This window comes from Paraliobacillus quinghaiensis (genome assembly GCF_003426025.1).
Lineage (GTDB): Bacteria > Bacillota > Bacilli > Bacillales > Amphibacillaceae > Paraliobacillus_A > Paraliobacillus_A quinghaiensis.
Genome location: NZ_QJSH01000056.1, coordinates 1 through 2,476, shown reverse-complemented (window position 1 = coordinate 2,476; position 2,476 = coordinate 1). Strand labels below are relative to the sequence as shown.

The following is a 2,476-nucleotide window of genomic DNA, read 5'->3' as shown; positions in this document are numbered from 1 at the left end:
GATTTGAAGGTCAAGGTATTTTGTTTACAAATCCATATAACCTTCATGTAACTGATTATGTTAGGGTGAATAACTGGCAAGAGGTTAGGGAATTTTTTCTAAAATAATAAAAGCTTATTCAACAAACAGGTGCTTTAATAAAAAATAGGAACGTCAGATTTAAGGCTTCAACTAACTAGCAGAAGGATTGAGTATAAAAAATAATGAGAAGAGGCAAAAAAATTGGATGCTTTAGGAATTATAATTGTTATCATTTTATCATTGTGGTCCATTACTAAAACATTGGAAAAAATGACTGATAAATTATTGGATGGTCATAAAAAACAAAATGAGCTGTTAGAAAATATTAAATCGAAACTTGAAGAAAAATCTGATAAGTAATTAGAAAATATCTTCAACTATAGGAGAGCTTTACCTTAACAAGCAGTTGAACTAACGAAGCAGCGCGACAAGAATTTATTAAATTTAAGGCAGTAAAAATGGTGGGGGGAAGTTAAGATGGACAAAATTCTTTTTTTCTTTTGCAATCTAATAGCTGTTATAGGAATTTGTATATTGTTTATAACAACTATTTTGATTGAGGTAGTTCCTATGATGGGACGGGTTGCTTTTCAGGCTGCGATGGCAGGAAGCTATTCTCCAAGTGACTATACAATTAATTTCACTGTGATAAATCTATTCGCTATTATATTAATTCTGGTAGGTGTGATAACAGGTTATAAGATTTATAAAAGAGCTGATATCTTATCAAAGTAAATATAAAGCTATTCCACTAACGGGTAGCTTTAGTGGAACAAGGAGCTGTCGATATCGCAGCTCCTATTGCATTAAAGGGCAGCTTTGTTGAATAACCTTTAATACTAACAAAACTAAACCATGAAATTAGGGGGGAATTATGAACTTTATCATTAAAGATATGGATGAAAATTTAGCAAGACAGACAATAAGTTGGATATATGAAGAACCCTATGATTTTTATAATAATGAATTAAATGAAGAAGGTATAAAAGAACGCCTCGATGGTTCTTATAGAGCTATAATTGATGATAATGAGGAGGTGTTTGGATTCTTATGTACAGGGCAAACCGCTCAAATACCAGTAGGAATAAAATATGGTGTTTATAATGATAAGTTTGTGGATGTGGGTCTTGGTATGAACCCTGACTATGTAGGAAAAGGATATGGTTATGATTTTAGTACATTTGTAATTAGCTACATAAAAGAACGGGATACGGGTGTTCCCATAAGGTTATCCGTTGCAACATTTAATAAAAGAGCAATTCATTTATATAAAAAGATAGGGTTTGTAAAGAAGGACAAGTTCAATACCGATTTTGCAGAGTTCATTACCATGATTAAAGAAAATTAGCTGATAGGTTTAACAATCGATTTATAGATACCATTTAACGAGGATTTGAATTAGAAAATAGAATAGACCGAAAAGGGAGTATCACTAATGAGTAGTAATTATATTGAAAGTATTAAACAAGTTTATCCTGACCTTTCTATTAAAGACTATTACCCTAATGAAATTGGACAAAATAATGATGTGTTAATTATAAACAAATTTTTAGTATTTAGATTTCCAAAATACCAAAAAGGAATAATACAATTAAAAAAAGAGACTGAAATTTTAGAATACATTAAAAATACCGTTTCAATTCAAATCCCACAACCAATATATAAATCTTTTGATAAATTAGAGCCAGGAAAAGTTTTTACTGGATATAACCTAATTGATGGAGTTCCTTTTTGGAGGGGAAGTTTAGAAAAACTTAAAAGTGTTGAATTGATAAATGGATTGGCATCACAACTCGTCGGCTTTCTTAGAGAAGTGCATTCTATTTCAAAAGAAAAAGCACTTGATGTTTTGACACTGGAGGATAACAATCCGTGTGAAGAAATGTCTGAACTATTTGATAAAATACAAAATAAACTATTTCCTTATATCAGAAAAGAAGCTCAAAACGAAATAACTCAATCTTTTAAAACTTTTATAAACGTAAAAGGGTTAGATTTGAAAACTACACTTATACATGGGGATTTCGGAGCATCTAATATCCTATGGAATCCAGAAACAGGTAAGATTTCAGGCATAATAGATTTTGGTGGTTCAAGTTTAGGAGACCCAGCGTATGATTTTGCTGGAATACTTTCCAGCTATGGTGAAGATTTTTTTAATATGTGTATTAACCTATATCCTAATGGAAATGAAATATCTGAACGTGTGAAATTTTATAAAAGTACATTCGCTTTGCAAGAAGCATTGCATGGGATTGAAAATAACGATAAAAAAGCATTTGAAAATGGAATTAGAGATTATAGATAGAGATTATTCTACTAAAGGGTGCCGCTCGACAAGTTCTGCTATAAGCGCTTCAAGTGTGAAAGGCAGAAGATAAACATATTTATCTTAACTTTATAACTGAGAATGGGAATGATAGATCCATGTTTCTTGAAACCATTCCGTCAATAC

5 protein-coding genes are annotated in these 2,476 nt (G+C 31.1%); all 5 read left to right on the top strand.

What is annotated here, in order from left to right:
* Positions 1–107: 5' nucleotidase, NT5C type (locus D2K40_RS16130; protein ID WP_420816046.1), on the top strand; the 107-nt coding region annotated here is incomplete at its 5' end.
* Positions 108–222: 115 nt separating this feature from the next.
* Positions 223–381: a hypothetical protein gene (locus tag D2K40_RS16520; protein WP_162879262.1), complete on the top strand. Its 159-nt coding sequence runs from the start codon at positions 223–225 to the stop codon at positions 379–381.
* 117 nt (positions 382–498) lie between these two features.
* The gene (locus D2K40_RS16125) at positions 499–756 is read left to right on the top strand and encodes a hypothetical protein (protein ID WP_117157357.1); all 258 of its coding nucleotides are present in this window, start codon (positions 499–501) and stop codon (positions 754–756) included.
* Between the two features lie 139 nt (positions 757–895).
* Positions 896–1,369 carry a GNAT family N-acetyltransferase gene (locus D2K40_RS16120; RefSeq protein WP_117157356.1) on the top strand — a complete coding sequence of 158 codons (474 nt, stop codon included), beginning with the start codon at positions 896–898 and terminating at the stop codon, positions 1,367–1,369.
* 87 nt (positions 1,370–1,456) lie between these two features.
* A complete protein-coding gene (locus D2K40_RS16115; protein WP_117157355.1) occupies positions 1,457–2,329 on the top strand; it encodes a phosphotransferase family protein in 873 nt (290 codons plus the stop codon).
* Positions 2,330–2,476 lie beyond the last annotated feature (147 nt).